This is a genomic window from Sulfitobacter alexandrii, assembly GCF_001886735.1.
GTDB lineage: Bacteria > Pseudomonadota > Alphaproteobacteria > Rhodobacterales > Rhodobacteraceae > Sulfitobacter > Sulfitobacter alexandrii.
In genome coordinates this window covers 2,038,723-2,058,220 of sequence record NZ_CP018076.1, presented here as the reverse complement: position 1 = coordinate 2,058,220, position 19,498 = coordinate 2,038,723, and the positions used below count along the sequence as shown (strand labels likewise).

General features: G+C 67.3%; 20 protein-coding genes. 8 read left to right on the top strand and 12 right to left on the bottom strand.

What is annotated here, in order from left to right; genetic code table 11:
• Positions 1 to 86: 86 nt before the first annotated feature.
• Complete coding sequence (locus BOO69_RS10130; protein WP_071973756.1) at positions 87 to 974, top strand: DMT family transporter; 888 nt, start codon at positions 87 to 89, stop codon at positions 972 to 974.
• Between the two features lie 10 nt (positions 975 to 984).
• Here the strand turns inward: BOO69_RS10130 and BOO69_RS10125 are convergent, their stop codons facing one another.
• Genes BOO69_RS10125 through mazG form a run of 4 tightly spaced genes read right to left on the bottom strand, consistent with a single transcriptional unit; the run spans position 985 to position 4,661 of the window.
• Positions 985 to 2,397 carry a protein adenylyltransferase SelO gene (locus tag BOO69_RS10125; RefSeq protein WP_071972059.1) on the bottom strand — a complete coding sequence of 471 codons (1,413 nt, stop codon included), beginning with the start codon at positions 2,395 to 2,397 and terminating at the stop codon, positions 985 to 987.
• Positions 2,394 to 2,843, bottom strand: coding sequence for a GNAT family N-acetyltransferase (locus BOO69_RS10120; RefSeq protein ID WP_071972058.1), 450 nt, complete (start codon positions 2,841 to 2,843; stop codon positions 2,394 to 2,396). Before BOO69_RS10120 ends, BOO69_RS10125 begins: the two co-directional genes overlap by 4 nt.
• Positions 2,840 to 3,781 carry a nucleoside hydrolase gene (locus BOO69_RS10115; RefSeq protein ID WP_071972057.1) on the bottom strand — a complete coding sequence of 314 codons (942 nt, stop codon included), beginning with the start codon at positions 3,779 to 3,781 and terminating at the stop codon, positions 2,840 to 2,842. Before BOO69_RS10115 ends, BOO69_RS10120 begins: the two co-directional genes overlap by 4 nt.
• Before the next feature lie 58 nt (positions 3,782 to 3,839).
• Positions 3,840 to 4,661, bottom strand: a complete 822-nt coding sequence (gene mazG, locus BOO69_RS10110; protein WP_071972056.1) for a nucleoside triphosphate pyrophosphohydrolase — start codon at positions 4,659 to 4,661, stop codon at positions 3,840 to 3,842.
• Between the two features lie 64 nt (positions 4,662 to 4,725).
• Between mazG and BOO69_RS10105 the strand changes: the two genes are divergently transcribed.
• Genes BOO69_RS10105 through BOO69_RS10090 form a run of 4 tightly spaced genes read left to right on the top strand, consistent with a single transcriptional unit; the run spans position 4,726 to position 8,267 of the window.
• A complete protein-coding gene (locus tag BOO69_RS10105) occupies positions 4,726 to 5,895 on the top strand; it encodes a M20 aminoacylase family protein (protein ID WP_071972055.1) in 1,170 nt (389 codons plus the stop codon).
• 2 nt (positions 5,896 to 5,897) lie between these two features.
• Positions 5,898 to 6,863, top strand: coding sequence for an agmatinase (speB, locus tag BOO69_RS10100; protein ID WP_071972054.1), 966 nt, complete (start codon positions 5,898 to 5,900; stop codon positions 6,861 to 6,863).
• A complete protein-coding gene (gene speB, locus BOO69_RS10095; RefSeq protein ID WP_071972053.1) occupies positions 6,860 to 7,807 on the top strand; it encodes an agmatinase in 948 nt (315 codons plus the stop codon). Before speB (BOO69_RS10100) ends, speB (BOO69_RS10095) begins: the two co-directional genes overlap by 4 nt.
• Before the next feature lie 46 nt (positions 7,808 to 7,853).
• Positions 7,854 to 8,267, top strand: a complete 414-nt coding sequence (locus BOO69_RS10090; protein ID WP_237267435.1) for a DUF1499 domain-containing protein — start codon at positions 7,854 to 7,856, stop codon at positions 8,265 to 8,267.
• Here the strand turns inward: BOO69_RS10090 and BOO69_RS10085 are convergent.
• Positions 8,214 to 8,501 carry a hypothetical protein gene (locus BOO69_RS10085; protein ID WP_071972051.1) on the bottom strand — a complete coding sequence of 96 codons (288 nt, stop codon included), beginning with the start codon at positions 8,499 to 8,501 and terminating at the stop codon, positions 8,214 to 8,216. The genes BOO69_RS10090 and BOO69_RS10085 overlap by 54 nt on opposite strands.
• A gap of 61 nt (positions 8,502 to 8,562) precedes the next feature.
• On the opposite strand from BOO69_RS10085, the gene prfA reads away from it, so the two are divergent.
• The 3 genes from prfA (at position 8,563) to BOO69_RS10070 (ending at position 11,356) form a co-directional block, all read left to right on the top strand.
• Entirely contained in the window at positions 8,563 to 9,618 is a 1,056-nt protein-coding gene (gene prfA / locus BOO69_RS10080) for a peptide chain release factor 1 (protein WP_071973755.1), read from the top strand.
• Positions 9,615 to 10,451 (top strand): peptide chain release factor N(5)-glutamine methyltransferase, encoded by an 837-nt coding sequence (gene prmC, locus BOO69_RS10075; RefSeq protein WP_071972050.1) that lies wholly within the window; start codon positions 9,615 to 9,617, stop codon positions 10,449 to 10,451. The genes prfA and prmC overlap by 4 nt, the downstream gene beginning before the upstream one ends.
• 206 nt (positions 10,452 to 10,657) lie before the next feature.
• Positions 10,658 to 11,356 (top strand): DUF4167 domain-containing protein, encoded by a 699-nt coding sequence (locus BOO69_RS10070; RefSeq protein WP_071972049.1) that lies wholly within the window; start codon positions 10,658 to 10,660, stop codon positions 11,354 to 11,356.
• 21 nt (positions 11,357 to 11,377) lie between these two features.
• Here BOO69_RS10070 and BOO69_RS10065 read toward each other — a convergent pair whose 3' ends face one another.
• Genes BOO69_RS10065 through lptF form a run of 7 tightly spaced genes read right to left on the bottom strand, consistent with a single transcriptional unit; the run spans position 11,378 to position 19,371 of the window.
• Positions 11,378 to 11,959 carry a hypothetical protein gene (locus BOO69_RS10065; protein WP_071972048.1) on the bottom strand — a complete coding sequence of 194 codons (582 nt, stop codon included), beginning with the start codon at positions 11,957 to 11,959 and terminating at the stop codon, positions 11,378 to 11,380.
• Positions 11,956 to 12,798, bottom strand: coding sequence for a 16S rRNA (adenine(1518)-N(6)/adenine(1519)-N(6))-dimethyltransferase RsmA (gene rsmA, locus BOO69_RS10060; RefSeq protein WP_071972047.1), 843 nt, complete (start codon positions 12,796 to 12,798; stop codon positions 11,956 to 11,958). The genes BOO69_RS10065 and rsmA overlap by 4 nt, the downstream gene beginning before the upstream one ends.
• Positions 12,795 to 13,796, bottom strand: coding sequence for a 4-hydroxythreonine-4-phosphate dehydrogenase PdxA (pdxA, locus tag BOO69_RS10055; RefSeq protein ID WP_071972046.1), 1,002 nt, complete (start codon positions 13,794 to 13,796; stop codon positions 12,795 to 12,797). The genes rsmA and pdxA overlap by 4 nt, the downstream gene beginning before the upstream one ends.
• The gene (locus tag BOO69_RS10050; protein WP_071972045.1) at positions 13,793 to 15,034 is read right to left on the bottom strand and encodes a peptidylprolyl isomerase; all 1,242 of its coding nucleotides are present in this window, start codon (positions 15,032 to 15,034) and stop codon (positions 13,793 to 13,795) included. Before BOO69_RS10050 ends, pdxA begins: the two co-directional genes overlap by 4 nt.
• Complete coding sequence (locus BOO69_RS10045) at positions 15,022 to 17,166, bottom strand: LPS-assembly protein LptD (RefSeq protein WP_083545498.1); 2,145 nt, start codon at positions 17,164 to 17,166, stop codon at positions 15,022 to 15,024. Before BOO69_RS10045 ends, BOO69_RS10050 begins: the two co-directional genes overlap by 13 nt.
• Positions 17,150 to 18,247: an LPS export ABC transporter permease LptG gene (gene lptG, locus BOO69_RS10040; RefSeq protein ID WP_071972043.1), complete on the bottom strand. Its 1,098-nt coding sequence runs from the start codon at positions 18,245 to 18,247 to the stop codon at positions 17,150 to 17,152. Before lptG ends, BOO69_RS10045 begins: the two co-directional genes overlap by 17 nt.
• Positions 18,244 to 19,371 (bottom strand): LPS export ABC transporter permease LptF, encoded by a 1,128-nt coding sequence (lptF, locus tag BOO69_RS10035; RefSeq protein ID WP_071972042.1) that lies wholly within the window; start codon positions 19,369 to 19,371, stop codon positions 18,244 to 18,246. The genes lptG and lptF overlap by 4 nt, the downstream gene beginning before the upstream one ends.
• Positions 19,372 to 19,498: the final 127 nt, after the last annotated feature.

Below are 19,498 nucleotides of genomic sequence, written 5' to 3'. Positions count from 1 at the left end.
AAGATGAGACTTATTTTCCGCGCGGCAAGGGCGCAGGCGCCAGATCGCGCATTGACTTCCGGCGCTCGCTCACCGCTTCTGTCCGCATGAATCGCAAGGATCACATGGACCTCTTCGGCGCCGTCGCGCTGGTCGCATTCGCCCTTCACCTCGCCTTCAACCAGGTGGTGGTCAAGGTCACCGCGGGCGGGTTCAACCCGGTCTTCTCCGCCGGCCTGCGCTCGGCCGGCGCGATCGTCGTCCTGCTGATCTGGATGAAGCTGCGCGGCGTGTCGCTGCGCATTCCGCGCCGGGCATGGATGGGCGGCCTGCTGTCCGGACTGTTCTTCGCGTTCGAATTCACCTGCCTTTTTACCGCGCTGGACCTGACGACTGTCAGCCGCGCCTCGGTGATCTTCTACACGATGCCGGTGTGGCTCGCGATCCTCGCGCATTTCCTCTTTCCGGGCGAACGGCTCACACGGACCAAGGTGCTGGGACTGATCCTGGCGGTGGTGGGGGTGGGCATCGCGCTTCTCGACCGGGATGCGGCCCATGTGAGCTGGACCGGCGATCTGCTGGCGCTGGCCTCGGCCCTCTGCTGGGCCGGGATCGTGTTCTGCGTCAGGATCACGCCCCTGTCCGAGGTGCCGCCGGCGCAGCAGCTCCTGTTCCAGGTGGTGGTCTCGGCGCCGATCCTGCTGCTGATCGCCCCGCTATTCGGGCCGCTGATCCGCCAGATCGAGCCGATCCACATCGCGGGGTTGCTGTTCCAGATCGTCGCGGTGGCGAGCCTCGGTTTCCTCGCGTGGTTCTGGCTGATGTCGATCTACCCGGCGTCCTCGGTGGCCTCGTTCAGCTTTCTGTCGCCCGTCTTCTCGGTGATCCTGGGGTGGCTGCTGCTGTCCGAACACGTGGCGCTGCCCGTCTGGGGCGCGCTGGTGCTGGTCGCGGCGGGGATCTACCTGATCAACCGCAAGCCCCGCCGGGCCTGATGTCCCCCTGTCAGGTGCCGCAGAAGGTTGCCGGCACGATCTCGTCCTCCGTGGGGGGGCGGGCAAGCGCCGGATCGGTCGACCGGAAGGGGGTCGAAAGCGCCTTGGTCAACCGCTCGAACGGGGTCATGTCGCCGGCCACCGCCGCCTGGATCATCTGCTCGATCCGGTGATTGCGCGGGATCACGGCAGGGTTCGCCGCGTTCATCACCTTCTGCGGATCGGGCTCTGCCGCGATGCGCGCCCGCCAGCCTTCCGCCCAGGCGTCAAAGGCGTCGCGATCCACGAAGTGGTCGCGGGCGCCCTCGTCACCAAGGGCGCGGAAAGTGTTGGTGAAATCGGCACCGTCCTTCTGCATCAGCGCCAGCAGCCCCTCGATCAGCGGCATGTCCGCCTCGGTCGGGGCGCTGATCCCGATCTTGGCCGCGAACCGGCTGCGCCAGGCGTGTTCGATCTGTTTCGGCATCGCGTGGATCACCTCCGTCGCTTCCTCGACGGCGGCCTCCTTGTCGTCCAGTTGCTGCAGCAGCGCCGTGGCCAGTTGCGCCATGTTCCAGACGGCGATGTTGGGCTGGTTGGCATAGGCGTACCGGCCCTGCTGATCGATGGAACTGAACACGCGCCCGGCGTGAAAGGCATCCATGAAGGCGCAGGGGCCATAGTCGATCGTCTCGCCCGAAATCGCGGCATTGTCGGTGTTCATCACCCCGTGGATGAATCCGACGGACATCCACTGGGCGACAAGCCCCGCCTGGGCGGCGCAGACCGCGCGCAACAGGTCCATCGGTCCGGTCGCTTCGGGATAATGACGGCGGATGGCGTATTCGGTCAGCGTCTTCAGGGCGTCGATCTCGCCCCGGTGGGCAAAGACCTGAAAGGTGCCGACGCGCAGGTGGCTCCTTGCCACGCGGGTCAGGACCGCGCCGGGCAGCGCGCCCTGTTCGCGCCAGATGTCCTCGCCCGTGGCCACGGCGGCCAGCGCGCGGGTCGTCGGGATGCCAAGCGCGTGCATCGCCTCGCTGACCACGTATTCGCGCAGCACGGGGCCCAGCCATGCGCGGCCGTCGCCCATGCGTGAATAGGGGGTCGGGCCCGAGCCCTTGAGCTGGATGTCGCGGCGTATCCCGTCGGACCCCACGACCTCGCCCAGCAGGATCGCGCGGCCGTCGCCCAGTTGCGGGTTGTAATTGCCGAACTGGTGACCGGCATAGAGCTGCGCCAGCGGGGCCGCGCCTTCGGGCACCCGGTTGCCGCCGAACACCGCCGCCCGCTCCTCCGGCGGGACCGAATCGAGGCCGGTCAGACGGGCAAGGTCGTCGTTGAAGGCGAGCAGCCGCGGTGCCTTGACCGGGGTCGGGTCCAGCCGGGTATGAAAGGCGTCCGGCAGGGCGGCATAGCTGTTGTCGAAGGCGAGTGTGGTCATAGCTTCCTCGACATGAACATGTAGTTGTCGCGCGGCGCGAAACCAGCCCTGCGGTACAGCTTCATGGCGCCTTCGTTGGTACGGTCCACCTCCAGATGGATGGCGCGCAAGCCGCCGTCCGCCAGTGCGCGGGGCAGGGCGATCAGCGCTTCGGAGGCGATGCCGCGTCCGCGCACGCCGGGCCGGATATAAAGCTCGTCGATGATCGCATCCAGCCCGCCGTATTCCACCGACCAGCCGAAGGTGATGACGATGTAGCCGATGGGCGCACGGGGCGGCCCGATCAGGTAGGCGGCACCGTAGGGGATCCCTTCGAGCAGCGGCGCCACGCCCGCATGCCGCGCCTCGTCGGAAAGCTCGATCCCCTCCTCGGCGTGAAAGGCCGCGACCAGCGCCAGCAGCTTGTCCAGGTGCTCCGGCTTGCCAAGGGTGAGAGAGGCGCTCATAGCCGTCCCAGCCTTTCGGTCAGCAGGTCGAAGAACCCGTCGGCGTCGATATCGCCCATGAAAAGCGCATTGGGCGCGCGGTCCGTCACGCGCCACCAGTCGGCCACGGTCATGCCCAGCGTCAGGTCCGACCGGGTTTCGATCTCGACGTTGATATGCCGCCCGGTGAAAAGGTCGGGGTTCAGGAGGTAGGCGGTCACGCAGGGATCGTGCAGCGGCGCGCCTTCCGAGCCGTATTTCTCCTTGTCGAAGCGTTCGAAGAAATCCGTCATCTGGGCGACGGCCACGCCGACCTTGCTGTTCAGGGCGCGAAAGGCGTCATTGCGCGGCTTGGTCACCAGCGCCTTGTGGGTCACGTCAAGCGGCATGACGACCAGCGGCACGCCCGAACGGAAGACGATGTCGGCGGCCTGCGGATCGACGTAGATGTTGAACTCCGCCGCCGGCGTGATGTTGCCGCCCTCGAAGTACCCGCCGCCCATGAGCACGATCTCCTGAACCCTGCCGACGATGTCGGGCGCCTTTTCGAAGGCGGTGGCGATGTTGGTCAGCGGACCGAGCGGGCAGAGTGTCACGCTCTTTTCCGGCGCGCTGCGCAGGGTGTCGATGATGAAATCGACGGCGTGGGCCTCCTGCAGGGGCATTTGCGGGTCGGGCAGGTCCGGACCGTCGAGCCCGGTCTTGCCGTGCACATGCTCGGCCGTCACCAGATCGCGGCCCAGCGGCCGGTCGCAACCGGCGAACACCCCGATGTCGGTCCGGTTCGCCAGTTCGCAGACGATGCGTGCGTTGCGGGCGGTCAGGTCGAGCGGCACGTTGCCCGCGACGCAGGTGATACCCAGCACCTCGATCTCGTCAGGGCTGGCGAGCGCCAGCAAGATCGCGACGGCATCGTCCTGTCCCGGGTCGGTGTCGATGATGATCTGGCGTGGGGGCATGGCGCATTCCTTTTCGCAGGAGATAGGCAATTTGCGGTGCGAACGAAAGGGGGCGCGCTCAGGCAGCGGAGGTGCGCTCGTCCGCCTTCACCGCGTCCCAGAGCGCGTCCATCTCTTCGAGCGTGCTGTCCTCGGGGCGCTTGCCGGCGGCGGCGAGGCGCGCCTCCACCCCCGCGAAACGGCGCGTGAACTTGGCATTCGCGCCGCGCAGCGCCGCTTCGGGCTCAATCCCCAAATGTCGCCCCAGGTTGGCCATGACGAAGAGCAGGTCGCCGAACTCCTCGACCATCTCGTCGTGGCCGAGGCTGTCGCGCGCCTCGACCAGCTCGCTCGCCTCCTCGGCGATCTTGGCGATGACCTCGCCGGTGTCGGGCCAGTCGAAGCCGACGCGCGCCGCGCGCTTCTGCAGCTTGTAGGCGCGGAGCAGGGCCGGCAGGCCGACCGCCACACCGTCGAGCGCGCCGCGCTGCGCCTTTTCCGCGCGTTCCTGTGCCTTGATCGCCTCCCAGTCGGCGGTCTGCTGTTCGGCCGACTTTTCGCGCGATTCGTCGCCAAAGACATGCGGGTGGCGCGCGACCATCTTGTCGCTGATGTTGCGCACCACCGACTGAAAGCTGAAATGCCCCGCTTCGCTGCCCATTTCCGTGTGATAGACCGTCTGCAGCAACAGGTCGCCCAGTTCCCCTTCGAGTTCGCGCCAGTCCCGGCGGTCGATCGCGTCCGCGACCTCGTAGGCTTCCTCGATCGTGTAGGGGGCGATGGTGTCGAAATCCTGTTCGATGTCCCACGGGCAGCCGGTTTCGGGGTCGCGCAGGCGGCGCATGATCTCGAGCAGCCTTTCGATGCCCGCGTCGGGGTCGTGGATGATGTCTTGTGCCATTGCAGCCGGGTCCTGTCTGGTGTCAGATGCGAGGGTGAGTACTTAAGACCGAGGAGTCCAGCCCATGGTTGTCGTCAACCGCATCGCAGATTTCAGCGCGGACATGACCGCCTGGCGACGGCATCTGCACACGATCCCGGAACTGGGGCTGGAATGTCACCAGACCGCCGCGTTCGTGGCGGAACGTCTGCGCGAATTCGGCGTCGACGAACTGCACGAAGGCATTGCCACGACCGGGATCGTCGCCATCGTCAACGGCCGTGGGGACGGGCCGACCATCGGCTTGCGCGCCGACATGGACGCCCTGCCGATCACCGAGGAAACCGGCCTCGACTATGCCAGCACGCACCCCGGCAGGATGCACGCCTGCGGCCATGACGGGCATACCGCGATGCTGCTGGGCGCGGCGAAATACCTCGCGGAGACCCGGAACTTCGCCGGTCGCGTCGCGCTCCTGTTCCAGCCCGCCGAAGAGGCCGGCGGCGGGGGCGAGGTCATGGTGCGCGAGGGCGTGATGGACCGCTTCGGCATCAGCCAGGTCTATGCGCTGCACAATTCGCCCGGCCTCGATTTCGGGCGGTTCCACACCACGGCGGGCCCGATCATGGCGGCGGCGGATACGTTTCACATCCGCCTGACCGGCAAGGGCGGGCATGGCGCGCGGCCGCATGAATGCATCGACCCGGTGGTCGCGGCCTGCGCCATCGTGCAGTCGCTCCAGACCATCGTGAGCCGCAACAACGATCCGCAGGCGCAGCTGGTGATCTCGACCACGCAGATCCACACCGGCACGACCGACAACGTGATCCCCGAGGAGGTGTACATCAACGGCACCGTGCGCACCTTCGACAAGGAGGTGCAGGCAATGGTGGTGAGGCGGATGCAGGCGATCGTCGACGGCCACGCCGCCAGCTACGACCTGAAGGGCGAACTGGATTTCGAATACGGCTACCCGCCCACGGTGAACGACCCCGACCGCACCGGCTTTGCCGCCGAGGTGGCGGCGGAAGTCGCGGGAAGCGCGGGCGTGGAGACGCATTTCGCGCCGGTCATGGGGGCCGAGGATTTCTCCTACATGCTTGAGGCCCGGCCCGGTGCCTATCTTCTGCTCGGGCAGGGCGAGGGCGCGGGCGTGCACCATCCCAAGTACAACTTCAACGACGAGATCGCGCCCATCGGCGCGTCCTTCTTCGCCCGGCTGGTGGAACGGGCACAACCGGTAGCGGGAGGCTGACCATGGCGCTGGAAGACGCGAAAACGCAGGTGGATCAGGCTTTTACCCGCGATGACCTGAAGGGGCCGAGCTTCGAGAACGCCTTTGGCGGCGCCACGTCCTTCCTGCGGCGGAAATACACCAAGGACCTGACCGGCGTGGACATCGCGGTGACCGGCGTGCCCTTTGACCAGGCGGTGACGAACCGCACCGGCACGCGGCTGGGGCCCCGCGCCATCCGCGAGGCGAGCACCCTGCAACCCTATGATCCGCCCTACGGCTGGGATTTCGACGTGCTCAGCGAATGCGCCATCGCGGACTACGGCGACCTGGCCTTCGACTACGGCCATGTCAGCCAGTTCCCGGCGGCGCTGACCGCACATATCAAGGGCATCCTCGACGCGGGCGCGGCCAGCGTGGTGCTGGGCGGCGACCATTACATCAGCTACCCCATCCTGAAGGCCTATGCCGAAAAATACGGCAAGATCAGCCTGTTGCGCTTCGATGCTCACTCGGACACCTGGCCGGACGACGACATGGACCGGATCGATCACGGGACGATGTTCTACAAGGCGGTGAAGTCGGGGCTGATCGACCCTGCGACGTCCGTGCAGGTCGGCATCCGCACCACCAACCCCGACACCATGGGGGTGACCACGATCGACGCCCGCGAGGTGCACGAGAAGGGACCGGCGGCGGCGGTGAAACGCATCAAGGAGGTGCTGGGCGACAACCCGGTCTACCTGACCTTCGACATCGACGCGCTCGACCCGGCCTTTGCACCGGGGACTGGCACGCCGGTCTGGGGCGGGCTGACCAGCGGCCAATGCGCCATCATGCTGCGCGACCTTGCCGGCATCAACATCCTCGGTGGCGACGTGGTGGAGGTGTCTCCGCCCTTCGACACGACCGGGGCCACCGCCATCGCGGGAGCGCATGTCGCGACCGAGCTCCTGTGCCTGCTGGGTCACCGGATGAGGACGGCATGAGCGACAAGAACCAGCCGATCAGCGGCAACGATCTCGCGCGGTTCTCGGGGCCGAACACCTTCATGCGGCTGCCGGCGGTCAACGACCTGGCGGGGCTGGACGTGGCGGTGCTGGGCGTGCCGATGGACATCGGAACGTCGTGGCGGTCCGGCACCCGGTTCGGCCCCAAGCAGGTCCGCAGCGAAAGCGCGATGCTGCGGCCCTACAACCTCGCGACGGGGGCGGCGCCCTTCGACAGCCTGCAGGTGGCCGACATCGGGGATCTGGCGATCAACACCTTTTCCCTCAAGGACAGTTTGCGCATTATCGCAGAGAGTTACGACGCGATCCTCAAGTATGACGTCATGCCGCTGGCGATCGGTGGAGATCATGCCATCACCCTGCCGATCCTGCGCGCCATGGCGCGGCGACACGGGCCCGTGGCGCTGATCCACGTGGACGCCCATGCCGACGTCAACGACGAGATGTTCGGCGAACGCGAGACCCATGGCACGGTGTTCCGCCGCGCGCTTGAAGAAGGCCTGATAAACCCCTCGAAAGTCTACCAGATTGGCCTGCGGGGAACCGGGTACGGCGCCGACGACTTCACCGAGGCGGCGGGCTGGGGATTCCAGCAGTTCCCGGCGCATGAACTCTGGGGCCGCAGCCTTTCGACGCTCGGGGGCGAAATCCGCCGGGATATCGGCGATCTGCCTACCTACGTGACCTATGACATCGACAGTCTCGATCCGGCCTTTGCCCCCGGCACCGGCACGCCGGAGATCGGCGGGCTGACCACCATGCAGGCGCTGCAGCTGATCCGGGAGCTGAAGGGGCTGAACATCGTCGGGGCCGATCTGGTTGAAGTGTCGCCGCCCTACGATACATCGGGGAACACGGCGCTGACGGGCGCGAACATACTCTACGAGCTTTTGTGCGTGCTGCCGGGGGTCGCGACCCGCTGATGCGGGATCGTCGCGCAGACTTTGACCGATGAGGAAAGGAGGGCGCATGTACGTGTTCTGGATCGTGATCGTGCTGGTCGCCGGGCTGCTGGCCTATATCCGGCTCGCACCGCACAACGTGATGCGCTGGCATCATGCGGCCGAGACGCGCGCGCCGCTGGGCGAGACCGCGCTCGACGGCGGGTTCATCTGGCGCGAGGACGTGGGCGCCAACGGGCCGGAGCGGCTTGCCCGGCTCGACGGCATCATCCGCCGCACGCCCAACACGCAGGTGCTTGCCGGATCGGTCGACGACGGGCAGGTGACCTATGTCACCCGCACCCGCTGGATCGGCTTTCCGGATTACACCACGGTCACGCTGGACGATGGCATTCTCGAAGTCTACGGCAGGCTGCGGTTCGGCCGGTCAGATATGGGGGTCAACGGCAAGCGCATCCGGGGCTGGATTGACCAGTTGTGACGACAGGCAGCCCTGCTGCACCTCGCGCCACATGGGCACGTTGAGCGACATCTGGCATTGCGCCATGAACATCCGGCCGTCCACCTGCAGGCAGATTGTTTCGCCGATTTCCACGCGGTTGTGATTGCGGTCGGTGCAGTAGCAATCGACCGTCTTGCCGCTGGGCGAGGTCACATCGGCAACGGCGACGACGGGCAGGGCGATCAGCCCGATGAGGAATATCGCGCGAAACATGGCCTACGATAGCACGCGGCGGCCCTTGACCAAAGCGTTTCCATCGGCGACATCCCACACGATGATACCCATGGACCGCCTTTTGCAGATCACCCAGCGTTTCCAGTACCTGGAAGCCGCGATGTCTGCCGGATCGGGCGGGGCGGACTATGCCGCGCTGGCGCGTGAATATGCCGAACTCAAGCCCGTCGTGGAGGAGATCGACCGCTATCGACAGCTGCAGCAGGACATCGACGCGGCAAAGGCAATGATGTCCGATCCGGAGATGGCCGAACTCGCCCGGGAGGAACTGCCGGCCCTCAGGGAGGCGCTGCCGAAGGTCGAGGCGGCGCTGCAGCTTGCGCTGCTTCCCCGCGACGCGGCGGATGCCCGGCCCGCGATGCTGGAAATCCGCCCCGGCACGGGGGGCGACGAGGCGGCGCTGTTCGCCGCCGACCTCCTGCGCATGTACCAGCGCTATGCCGAAGAGCGCGGCTGGGGCTTCGAGCTGATCGAGGAACAGGCGACCGAGCTGGGCGGCATCAAGGAGGTCGTGGCCCATGTCACCGGTCAGAACGTCTTTGCCCGGCTGAAGTTCGAAAGCGGGGTGCACCGGGTGCAACGGGTGCCGAGCACCGAAAGCGGCGGGCGCATCCATACCTCCGCCGCGACCGTCGCCGTCCTGCCCGAGGCCGAAGACGTCGACATCCAGATCAATCCCAACGACCTGCGGATCGACACGATGCGGTCCTCCGGGGCGGGCGGACAGCACGTCAACACGACCGATTCCGCGGTGCGGATCACGCATATCCCGACCGGGATCGTGGTGACCTCGTCGGAGAAGTCACAGCACCGCAACCGCGACAAGGCGATGCAGGTGCTCAAGGCGCGGCTTTTCGACATGGAGAGATCGCGCCGCGATTCCGAGCGATCGGCCGACCGGGCGGCGCAGGTGGGCTCGGGCGACCGGTCCGAACGCATCCGGACCTACAATTTCCCGCAGGGCAGGATGACGGATCACCGGATCAACCTGACCCTATACCGGCTGGACGCCGTGATGCAGGGGGACCTGGACGAGATCGTGGACGCGCTGACCGCCGATGCGCAGGCGCAGCAGCTTGCCGCGATGAACGCATGACGACGGCGGGGGCGGTCATGGCAGCGGCGGCGGCCCGGCTGCGGGCGGCGGGCGTGCCGGACCCGGCGCGGGATGCGCGGCTGTTGCTGGCGCATGCGGCTTCGGTCGACGCGGGGCGGATCACGCTGATCGCGCCCGAGGAGATCGCCCCCGAGATCGCGGAGCGGTTCGAGCGGCTGGTCTCGCTCAGGGCGGTGCGTGTCCCCGTGAGCCAGCTGGTGGGCGCGCGGGCTTTCTTCGGCCGGGAGTTCAAGGTGAGCCGCGAGGTTCTCGATCCGCGACCGGAGACGGAAACGCTGATCGAGCTTGCCCTGTCCGAGCGGTTCGAGCGGGTGCTCGATCTCGGGACCGGATCGGGCTGCATTCTTGTGACGCTGCTTGCCGAGCGGGCGGAGGCTACCGGAATCGGTGTCGACCTGTCCGAAGGGGCCTGCCTGCAGGCCAGCGCCAACGCCGTCGTCCACGGTGTCGCGGCGCGGGCGGAGATCCTGCAATCCGACTGGTTTGCCGCTGTCGAAGGGCGGTTCGACCTGATCGTGGCGAACCCCCCCTATCTCGCGGCAGAGGAAATGGGCCATGTGGCGCCCGAACTGCGCGACCACGAGCCGCGCATGGCGCTGACGGACGAGGCCGACGGGCTGTCGGCCTACCGGATCATCGCGGACGAGGCGCAGGGGTACCTGACGGCGGCGGGCCGGGTTCTCGTCGAGATCGGCTGGCAGCAGGGCGACGCGGTGCAGGAGATCTTTCGCCGGGCGGGCTGGGGCGCCGTGACGCTCGCGCAGGATCTGGGCGGCCGGGCCCGCGTCGTGAGCGCGTCGATGCCCGCCTGACGGCGGGATCGGCGCTGAATCCGGATTTCTGGCGATTTTCGCTTGCTCCGGGGCGCGCGCCGTGTTTTACCGGTGGTGTTGCAGCGGTGGATGCCCTTGGCGGTCCCGCGCGGCGGTAAGCCCAACAATCTTTCGCAACCGGATGCAGATGGCGACGACAGCCGCACCGGTTCTTATGACAACTCACCAAAGACTGATATCATTTCATGAAATCCAGCAGATCACGGTCCCGGTCCAAGAACAACCGCAACCGGCAGCAGCAGGGCGGCGGCAACGTCGTCAATCGCGTCTTTGACAGCAGCGGCCCGGAAGGCAAGGTGCGCGGAACCCCGCAGCAGGTGATTGAAAAGTACAATCAGCTTGCCCGCGACGCGCAGTTGAGCAACGACCGCGTGGCGGCCGAGAATTTCCAGCAGCACGCGGAGCATTACCTGCGGCTGCTTTCCGAAGCGCAACGCGAAATCGACCAGCGCCGCGAGGAGCAGGAGCGCCAGAACCGCGAGCGCCAGGCCGAGCGCGACCGCGAACGGTCCGAACGGCAGGAACGCGAGAGCAACCAGAACCAGCAGGGCAACGGCGGCCAGGGCGACCAGCCCCCGTCGGGTGGCGATCAGCCGCAGTCCGGCGGGCAGGAGCAGCCCGCGTCCGACACCCCGAAGAAGGCCAGCTCTTCCAAGTCATCGCGCAGCAAGAAATCGCCGCCGAACGATCCGTCGCAATTGCCCGATTTCGTGACCGGTGGCAGCGATGCTGCGTCCGGAGACGAGGACGAGCAGGACAGCGGCCTGGTCGAGACGCCCGAGAGCAAGCCGAAGCCCAAGCGCACCTACCGCCGCAAGCCCAAGTCCGACAGTGACAGTGGCAATGACAGCGGCAACGGCGACCCGAGCCAGGCGGCGGAGTAACCGCCGGCGGGCGGGGCATTGCTACTGCGGTTGCAGGGAGGGTGTGCCGTCCGGATTGACGTAGGTGACCCTGCCCAGCCGGGTCAGTTCGGCGCCGCGTTCCTTCCAGTCATAGCGGCCGTCCTTCAGCACCGGTGACCAGAACAGCGTGCCGCCCTGGCGCCACGGGTCTATGATGACCCCGCTTTCCATGGGGGCGCCCCGTGCGGTGATCACGGCGCTGGAATGTTCGATCAGGATCGGATTACCCGCGTTCGCGATGGCGCGCTGTATTTCCAGCGTCTTGAATCCCTCGCGGTTCAGCAGCCGTTCCATGTCCGTGGCCCAGTGATAGCACAGCCCGCGCGGCTTGCGGCCCGCGTTCACCTTGGCATTGTGGATGAGCGGCGGATCGGTGATCTGGTACTGCTGCGCCAGCTGGTAGGTATAGCGATAGGACAGCGCGGCGGCACGATCGGCCTCGGCCGGATCGACCGCGGGCGACATCGCCCGCAGGTTGCGGGACAGCGCCGCCACATCCTGCGGTGTCCCGCGCGAGGGACCGGTCGGCGCACAGGCGGCCAGCGCGCAGACGAGGCTCAGGACGGCAACGAGACGTGTCATGGCTTGGCTACCTCACGGGCTAGGGCGCAGAAAGCCTCGAGCGAGACCTGCTCTGCGCGTTCGGTGGGGGCGATACCGGCGGCGGTCAGCCGGTCCTCGATATCCGGGGCGACACCGCGCAGCGCGGCGCGCAGCATCTTGCGCCGCTGGTTGAAAGCGGCGGCGACGACGCGGTTGAGCACCGCGGGATCGGCCGGATGGCGCGGCGCGGGCAGGGCCGTCAGATGCACCACCGCCGACGACACCTTGGGCGGCGGGGTAAAGGCCCCCGGCGGCAGGTGCATCGCGATCCGCGCTTCGGACCGCCACTGGGCCAGCAGGGCGAGCCTGCCGTAGGCCTTGGAGCCCGGTTGCGCCACGATCCGTTCCGCCACCTCGCGCTGGAACATCAGGGTCAGGCTCTCCCAGAAGGGGGGCCAGTCGGGCGGGGTCAGCCAACGCACCAGCAGTTCCGTGCCGATGTTGTAGGGCAGGTTCGCGGCCACGCGGACCGGCGGGCGCAGATGCTCGAGCGGGTCGATGGCAAGCGCGTCGCCCTCGATGACCGTCAGCCGTCCGGGATAGGCGGCGGCGATTTCCTCTAGCGCGGGGCGGCAGCGGCTGTCCTTTTCGATGGCCAGGACGTGTCGCGCGCCCTCGGACAGGAGCCCGCGGGTCAGGCCGCCGGGGCCCGGGCCGATCTCGAGTACGTCGCAAGCGGCGAGGTCGCCGGCCTGCCGCGCGATCTTGGCCGTGAGGTTGAGGTCGAGAAGGAAGTTCTGGCCCAGCGACTTGCGGGCCGAAAGACCGTGCTGCGCGATCACCTCGCGCAGAGGCGGCAGGCCGTCGATCATGCTCATGCTGCGGTGCCGCTGCCCATGCGGTGGGCAAGGCGGATCGCCTCGATCATGCTGGTGGGGTTCGCCAGCCCCTGTCCGGCGATGTCGAAGGCGGTGCCGTGGTCGGGAGACGTGCGCACGAAGGGCAGGCCCAGTGTCACGTTCACCCCCTTGTCGAAATCCAGCGTCTTGATCGGGATCAGCGCCTGATCGTGGTACATGGCCACGGCGGCGTCGTAACGGGCGCGTGCGGCGGCGTGAAACATCGTGTCGGCGGGCAGCGGGCCCGTGACGTCGTGGCCCGCGGCGCGCAGCTCGCCGATCAGCGGCGCGATCCAGTCCAGCTCTTCGTGGCCCATGGCGCCGCCTTCGCCGGCATGAGGGTTCAGCCCGGACACGGCGATGCGCGGCCGGGCGATCCCGAACAGGTCGCGCAGGCCCGCGATCGTGATCTCGATCGTGCGGGTCAGACCGGCCGGTGTCAGCTGCCGCGGCACCTCGGAAAGGGGGATGTGGATGGTCGCCGGCACCACCCTGAGCTGGTCGGAGGCCAGCATCATCACCACCTGGTCCACACCCGCCAGCGCCGCGAGGTATTCGGTGTGGCCGGGATGCGCGAATCCCGCGCCGTCCTTCAGTGCCTTCTTGTGAATGGGCGCGGTGCAAAGGGCGCTTGCCGCGCCGCTGCGGACAAGCTCCACCCCCGCTGCGATCATGTCTATGACGCCTTGCGCGTGCGCGGCCTGCGCCCTGCCGGGGGTCACGGGAGGGCCGAAGTCATGGGCGAGGACCGGAAGCGCATCGGCACAGACGGCCAGCGCCTCGGCCGGGTCCGTTACGGCCCGGTGCGGGACATCTCCGGGCAGGTGCCGGGGATCGCCGAGCCAGAGCATCGGGATCTCGCCCGCCAGAACCGCCCAGGCGCGGGCCGCGACCTCGGGTCCGATGCCCGCGGGTTCCCCGCAGGAGATCGCGACGGGCCGCTCCCGTGGTTCTCCGTCCGGGAGGGGCAGGGTCATTGCATGATGATGCGGGCGTCGGCGCGCAGTTGCTCGGTCAGTTGGTCGGCATAGCCCGCCAGCTTGCGCTGCCGCAGGTTGGCGACCACCGTTTCGCGGCTGGTTTCCGCGTTCGCCTCGGCGGTGCGGTTGCACAGCATCAGGAACACCAGCGTCTGGCCGTTCGCCCGCGTCAGCGCGGTGGAGCTTTCACCGGGATCCAGCTTGGCCAGTTCGATGGCGATGTCCTGCGGGATCTCGTTCGGCGCCTTGGAGCCACGATCGAGCACGCTTTCCGGCTGACCCTTTGCCACGCCGTAGAGATCGTTGCAGGTATCCACCTGCGCCCGCACCTTGGCCGCCCGCGCGAGCGCGGGTTCGGTGCGGCCGCCGGGAATGTAGTAGGCGGCATATTCGATCTCGGAGTAGGACTTGGCAGGCGCGCCGGTTTCCTCGATCCCGCGCAGCTGGAACAGGGCGACGGCATTGGGGATCGGCAGCGGCGCGGTCACTTCGCCGGGGGCAAGATCCAGCAGGATCGGGTGCAGGGACGGCGGCAGGTTTTCGAGCGGTGTCCAGGGCATGCGACCGCCGCGCCCGCGCGATGCGGTTGCGGAATACTGCTGGGCATAGCGGGAAAATTCGGCTTCCGACTGGCTTTGGGCGATGCGGTCGGCAAGGGCGTTCACGCGGGCCGCGTTCTGAGGCGGGGCGGGAATGATGATCTCGGACAGCAGGACGCGGATGCCGCTGCCGCCGCCGCTGCGGCCCAGTTCGCGGTCGATCTCGGCGTCGGAGATGTTCACCCGGCTGCCGTAGCGGGCGCGGATCAGTTCACGCCATGTCAGTTGCGTGACCACGAAGTCGCGGAAGGTTTCCTGCGCCACGCCGGCCTGCCCGAGGGCGGCGACGAATTCGTCCAGCGTGAGATTGGCGCGCCCGGCGAATTCGGCAAGGCCGGACTGGATCCCTTCCTCGGTCATCTCGAGCCCGACGGACTGGGCCAGTTCCATGCGCAGCCGGTCCTCGATCAGGGCGTCGATCACGCTGGCCCGGTCGGTGTTGGGCGCGTTCAGCACCTGCAGGAAGCGCTGCCGCTGCTGAACCTCGTACTCGGTCACGATCTTGTCGTTGACCCGCGCCACGGGGGCATAGAGGTTCTGCGCCATGACCGGCGGCACCAGCAGGCACAGCGCCAGGCCAAGGGCCGCGGCCCACCGCAGGATGAACGAAGGTATGGATCTGGTCAGTTCCGGCATGAGCGCACGTATCTTTCTGTTCCGTTGGTGGCGGCGAAGCCCCTGAGCCCGATGTTAAAACCGATATTGGTCGAGGGCTCAACACTAGTCGAGGTCGAATAGCGCCGATTGACCGAAAGGTCGACCGAGACGCATTCATTGTCGTAGGTCAGGCCGATACCGGCCGATGCCGCACGTTCGTCGGCCACGTCGAAGCGCCAGTCGGCGGAGGCTGTCCAGTGCCGGCTGAGGCGGTAGTCGCCGTCGAGCGCGATCTCGGATACGGCCTGCAGGCGGTCCTCGCCCAGGTCGGAATCCAGCCAGACATAGCTGCCGCCGAGCCGCCCGCGGGCGAAATCCCAGTCGCCGCGCAACTCGGCCTTGGCGAACTCGAACTTCTCGTCGAAAAGTCCGCGCCCGGTCAGGGACAGCCCGTCGGCCGTCTTTATCTGGCCGGCCACGAGGAAATCCGAACTGGTCCCGGCGAGGCCGGAGGTGTTGGTGAACTCGGGGTCCGCATCCTTGCGCAGGACCTGGCCGACCGTCAGATGCGCATCCCATCCAGCCGGGTCGAAGCGGGACCAGTTGACCCCGACCGCCGCGACAGCCTGCCGTTCGCGCCGGTCAGGCCGGGGAAACCGCGAGAGCGACAGCAGGTTGCCTTCGTCGAATTCGACGCGCGTGCTTTCGTCGTTGGGGATCGGCAGCCTGTCACCGCCGATCCAGGCGAGCTGCGCGACCGGTTCGAGCATCTGCGTCACGCCGCCGCCGTCGCGTCGCAGCATCGGGTAGCGCAGGGCGATGGCCGCGAAGGGCACCACGTCGGACTGGTTCTGCGCAAAGGTGCTGTCCTGCACGATGTCGAAGCCGTTGAAGCTGATCCCGGTCTGGCCGTCGGCGACGAGGCCATTGCCGAAGGTCAGCCGGCGCAGCCACTTGAGCTCGCCGTGCAGGCGCGCGACGTCGCGTCCGACGATGTCCTGATCCGAAGTGCGCCGATGGCTGTGCGCCTGTATCCGCATCCGCAGTTCACCGCCGATGGCCGTGGGGAACATCCGCCGCTCGTAGTCGCCATCGAGGACCACGGTGGGCAGTTCATCGTTCACCTCGGTGTCGCGCAGCGACTCGAAGTTGTAGATGCTGGCCCGCACGTAGGAGTCGCGCCGCGCGCGGCTCACGGTGAGCTGGCTGGTCAGCCGGTCCTTGGCCGAGTAGCCGTATTCGGTAAGGTAGGCCCGGTCGCTGGTGGCTTCGATCCCGAACGTCAGCACGTAGTCGCGCGCAAGGTCGAACTGGCCGTAGCCGAAGAGATAGCCGCGTGTCTTGTCCGGGCGTTCGTCGTCGCGCGTGTAGGCGCCGTCGAACTGGATGCGGCCGTTGCGGAAGGCCTGTCGATAGCGGAATTCGAGCGTGCGGGTGGCGCTGGACAGGTAGGGTGTCAGCGTCAGGTCGCGGTGGTCGCCGATCTTGATGAAGTAGGGGATCTTGAGCCCCGTCCCAAGGCGCGACGTGGTCCTGAGCGACGGGCGCAGGAACCCGGTGGCGCGTTCGAGCGTGGGGTCCGGCAGCCGCAGGCGCGGCAGGTAGAAGACCGGGATGTTGCGGATGTGGAACGACGCCTCGTCGAAGTAGAGCTGCTGTTCGAGCTTGTCGTGCACCACGCGCCGGGCGCGGATCTGCCAGAGCGGGGCCTCCCCGTCCTCGCAAATCTTGCAGGAGGTCACGGCGGTCTTGTAAAGCTGGCTGTAACGGCCGTCGACCTGGTTGATCTGGTTCGCGGCGAGTTGCAGCTGCTGGTTCAGGATCAGCCGCGCGCCGCGCAGCAAGCCGTTCTGCAGGTCGGGGTCCAGCTCCGCCGCGTCGGCGAGGATCAGCGTGTCCGCCCCTTCGGAAATCACGATCGGCCCTTCGATGGTCAGCGCGCCGGTGGCCTGGTCGTACCGGATGGCACGGGCGCGCAGCCGCGTCTCGCCCTGGAAGGCTTCGACGTTGCCTTGTGCCACCAGTGTGCGCTCGCGTGTCAGGAACACCCGGTCCGCGACGAGCACGGCGGCGGGTGCGGCGCTCTGCTGGGCCTTGGCGGTCATCAGCGGCATCACGGACAGGGCCAGTATCAGCAGCCAGCGGCGCACGTGCTTACCCGTCCTCAGCATGAAGCAGCAGGCCCAAGGCCAGCAGGATCGCGACCGCCGGGGGCGCCCAGGCGGCGAGCAGGACGGGGATCTGACCGTTCTCTCCAAGGATTTGCGCGAAGCTGCGAATGAAATACAAGGCGAACCCCAATAGCACAGATGCCAGTACAGCGATCCCTGTACCACCAAATCTGGTATGCCGCATGGTGAAGGCGCTCGCAACAAGAACCATCGCCACGAGGAAGAACGGCCGGGCGAATTCGGCCTGAAACGACACGCGGTGCTTGCGCGGACTGAAGCCCGCCTGTTCCAGTTGCCGGATGAAGGTGGGCAGGTCATAAATCGACACCACGCCCGGTTCCCCGATGCTCTCGCGGATCCGGTCCAGCGTCAGCGACGACGGGATCGTCAGCAGCTCGTGCGTGGTCGCGTTGCCTTCGGCATTGATGCCATCGCCCAGCGGCCAGGACTTGGCGTCGCGCAGCCGCCACTCCCGGTCCACCAGCGCTGCCGACCCCGCTTCGATCCGGCGCACGGGGCCCTTGCCGTTCTCGTAGGTGATGAAGGTGACATCGTAGAGCACCGACGCATCCGCGTTGGAGCGCCAGGCGCGGATCACCGTCTGGCCGTCGAGGTTGCCCTGCCGCAGCCACAGGCCCTCGTCGCTGATCGACAGGGCGGACGCGCCGTCGGACCGGTAACTTTCCGACAGTTGCAGGTAGCGGTTGTTCGTGGCCGCGACGATGGGATTCAGCATGCCCACCGCCATGACCCCGATCAGCAGCGCCACCACGGAGGGGGCGACGAGCGCCCGCAGCGCGGACCGGCCGGCGGCCCGCGTCACCACCAGCTCGGACGAGCGGGCGAGCGAGACGAACAGCGCGACGGTGGCAAGGATCATGATCAGCGGCAGGATCAGGTTGATGGTCTGCGGCGCGTTCAGCAGGGTCAGCCCGAGGATGCGTTGCCAGCCCAGATCGTAGCTGCCGAAGCGGCGTGCCTGTTCGACCGCGTCCACCAGCATCACCAGCGCGAAGAGGATCGCGGTGATCGCGATGAAGGTCACCGCGAAGCGGCGCGCGAAATAGACGTGCAGGATCATGCGGCGGCCTCCCGTCGGCGGCGGCGCAACAGGCCGGGGCGGGCGGCGAGGGTCAGCTCTGCGGCCACCAGCAACCCGCCGGCGAGCGCCGGGACGTACATCAGGGGCCACCGGCCCGGATCGGTCAGCACCTCGTCCACCAGTGCGCCGCGAAAGCCGTCGATGGCGATCAGCAGGCCGAAGGCGATGACCACCTCGCGCCACACCCCGAAGCGCGAGAAGCCACCCAGCAGCAGCGTGGCGAACCCGACCATCGCGGCCACGATGCAGAACAGCGGCTGCGCGAAGCGCGAATGAAACTCTTCGGCGATGGTGCCAAGGCTGTCGCCCGACCGTTCGGAAAGCGCCTCCCACGAGGTGAAGAAGGAGAGCGTCGTCAGGTTGGAGGCGGAGATGGGCCGCCCCGCGGACTTGCTGACCAGCGCGGAGATGTCGAAGGAGAAGTCGCGGAACTTGGCCGTGGCAAGGCGCTTGTCGGTCCGGTCGAGCCGCTGCGCGAGGCCATCGACCATGATGAGGGTCGTGGCCTCGCCGTTGCGGACGAGGTAGGCTTCGGCGGCGGTGTAGATCACCCCTTCGGTCGCATCGCGCCGATCGGACAGGAACACGTCGCGCAGCACCCCGTCGGCGTCGATCTGCCGGGTATAGAAGGTGACGTTTTCGCCGGGATGCAGGAAGGTGCCCTCGGTCAGCAGCCGCGCGGTGACGTTCTGCGAAATCTCGGATTCGCGCTGGCTCAGCTGCGCCTGCGCCATCGGCACGAGGAAATGGCTCAGCACCGACATCATCCCGGCCACGAAGAGCCCGTAGACGAACACCGGCCGCGCCAGCCTCCACGGGCCCCAGCCGGTCGCCTGCATCACCGTCAGTTCGCTTTCGCCACTCAGCCGGTTGGTGACATAGGCCGCCCCCGCGAAGGCGGCGATGGGCAGCACGGTCAGGATCAGCTTGGGCAGGCCGAGCGCGGTGAACTCGAGAAAGACGAGCGCCGACTGGCCGTCGCCGATCAGCCTGTCGAAAAGCAGGACCGCGCGATTGATCCAGAACAGCGCCACCAGCACCAGTGCGAAGAAGCCGAAAAGCAGCAGAAACTGCGACAGCATGTAGCGGTCAAGTCTTGCCACTGCGTTCCCCCAAGGTTTGATCCGGTGCTCTGACGGCGCTTTTCGGCGACATTACTGCATAAGCACAAGGGGGAAAACTGATATCTGGCAATGCGCCGGCGGGCGCGGTAGGTCTATGCGGAAAACC

What these genes read in the sequence shown, in the direction of transcription:
- BOO69_RS10115 (WP_071972057.1), bottom strand. Translation starts at nt 3,781, where the DNA reads ATGCCCCCACGCCAGATCATCATCGACACCGACCCGGGACAGGACGAT.
- mazG (WP_071972056.1), bottom strand. Translation starts at nt 4,661, where the DNA reads ATGGCACAAGACATCATCCACGACCCCGACGCGGGCATCGAAAGGCTG.
- BOO69_RS10065 (WP_071972048.1), bottom strand. Translation starts at nt 11,959, where the DNA reads ATGACACGTCTCGTTGCCGTCCTGAGCCTCGTCTGCGCGCTGGCCGCC.
- speB (WP_071972054.1), top strand. Translation starts at nt 5,898, where the DNA reads ATGGCGCTGGAAGACGCGAAAACGCAGGTGGATCAGGCTTTTACCCGC.
- prfA (WP_071973755.1), top strand. Translation starts at nt 8,563, where the DNA reads ATGATACCCATGGACCGCCTTTTGCAGATCACCCAGCGTTTCCAGTAC.
- BOO69_RS10070 (WP_071972049.1), top strand. Translation starts at nt 10,658, where the DNA reads ATGAAATCCAGCAGATCACGGTCCCGGTCCAAGAACAACCGCAACCGG.
- BOO69_RS10120 (WP_071972058.1), bottom strand. Translation starts at nt 2,843, where the DNA reads ATGAGCGCCTCTCTCACCCTTGGCAAGCCGGAGCACCTGGACAAGCTG.
- BOO69_RS10090 (WP_237267435.1), top strand. Translation starts at nt 7,854, where the DNA reads ATGTACGTGTTCTGGATCGTGATCGTGCTGGTCGCCGGGCTGCTGGCC.
- pdxA (WP_071972046.1), bottom strand. Translation starts at nt 13,796, where the DNA reads ATGACCCTGCCCCTCCCGGACGGAGAACCACGGGAGCGGCCCGTCGCG.
- rsmA (WP_071972047.1), bottom strand. Translation starts at nt 12,798, where the DNA reads ATGAGCATGATCGACGGCCTGCCGCCTCTGCGCGAGGTGATCGCGCAG.
- BOO69_RS10125 (WP_071972059.1), bottom strand. Translation starts at nt 2,397, where the DNA reads ATGACCACACTCGCCTTCGACAACAGCTATGCCGCCCTGCCGGACGCC.
- BOO69_RS10050 (WP_071972045.1), bottom strand. Translation starts at nt 15,034, where the DNA reads ATGCCGGAACTGACCAGATCCATACCTTCGTTCATCCTGCGGTGGGCC.
- lptG (WP_071972043.1), bottom strand. Translation starts at nt 18,247, where the DNA reads ATGATCCTGCACGTCTATTTCGCGCGCCGCTTCGCGGTGACCTTCATC.
- BOO69_RS10045 (WP_083545498.1), bottom strand. Translation starts at nt 17,166, where the DNA reads ATGCTGAGGACGGGTAAGCACGTGCGCCGCTGGCTGCTGATACTGGCC.
- BOO69_RS10105 (WP_071972055.1), top strand. Translation starts at nt 4,726, where the DNA reads ATGGTTGTCGTCAACCGCATCGCAGATTTCAGCGCGGACATGACCGCC.
- prmC (WP_071972050.1), top strand. Translation starts at nt 9,615, where the DNA reads ATGACGACGGCGGGGGCGGTCATGGCAGCGGCGGCGGCCCGGCTGCGG.
- speB (WP_071972053.1), top strand. Translation starts at nt 6,860, where the DNA reads ATGAGCGACAAGAACCAGCCGATCAGCGGCAACGATCTCGCGCGGTTC.
- BOO69_RS10085 (WP_071972051.1), bottom strand. Translation starts at nt 8,501, where the DNA reads ATGTTTCGCGCGATATTCCTCATCGGGCTGATCGCCCTGCCCGTCGTC.
- BOO69_RS10130 (WP_071973756.1), top strand. Translation starts at nt 87, where the DNA reads ATGAATCGCAAGGATCACATGGACCTCTTCGGCGCCGTCGCGCTGGTC.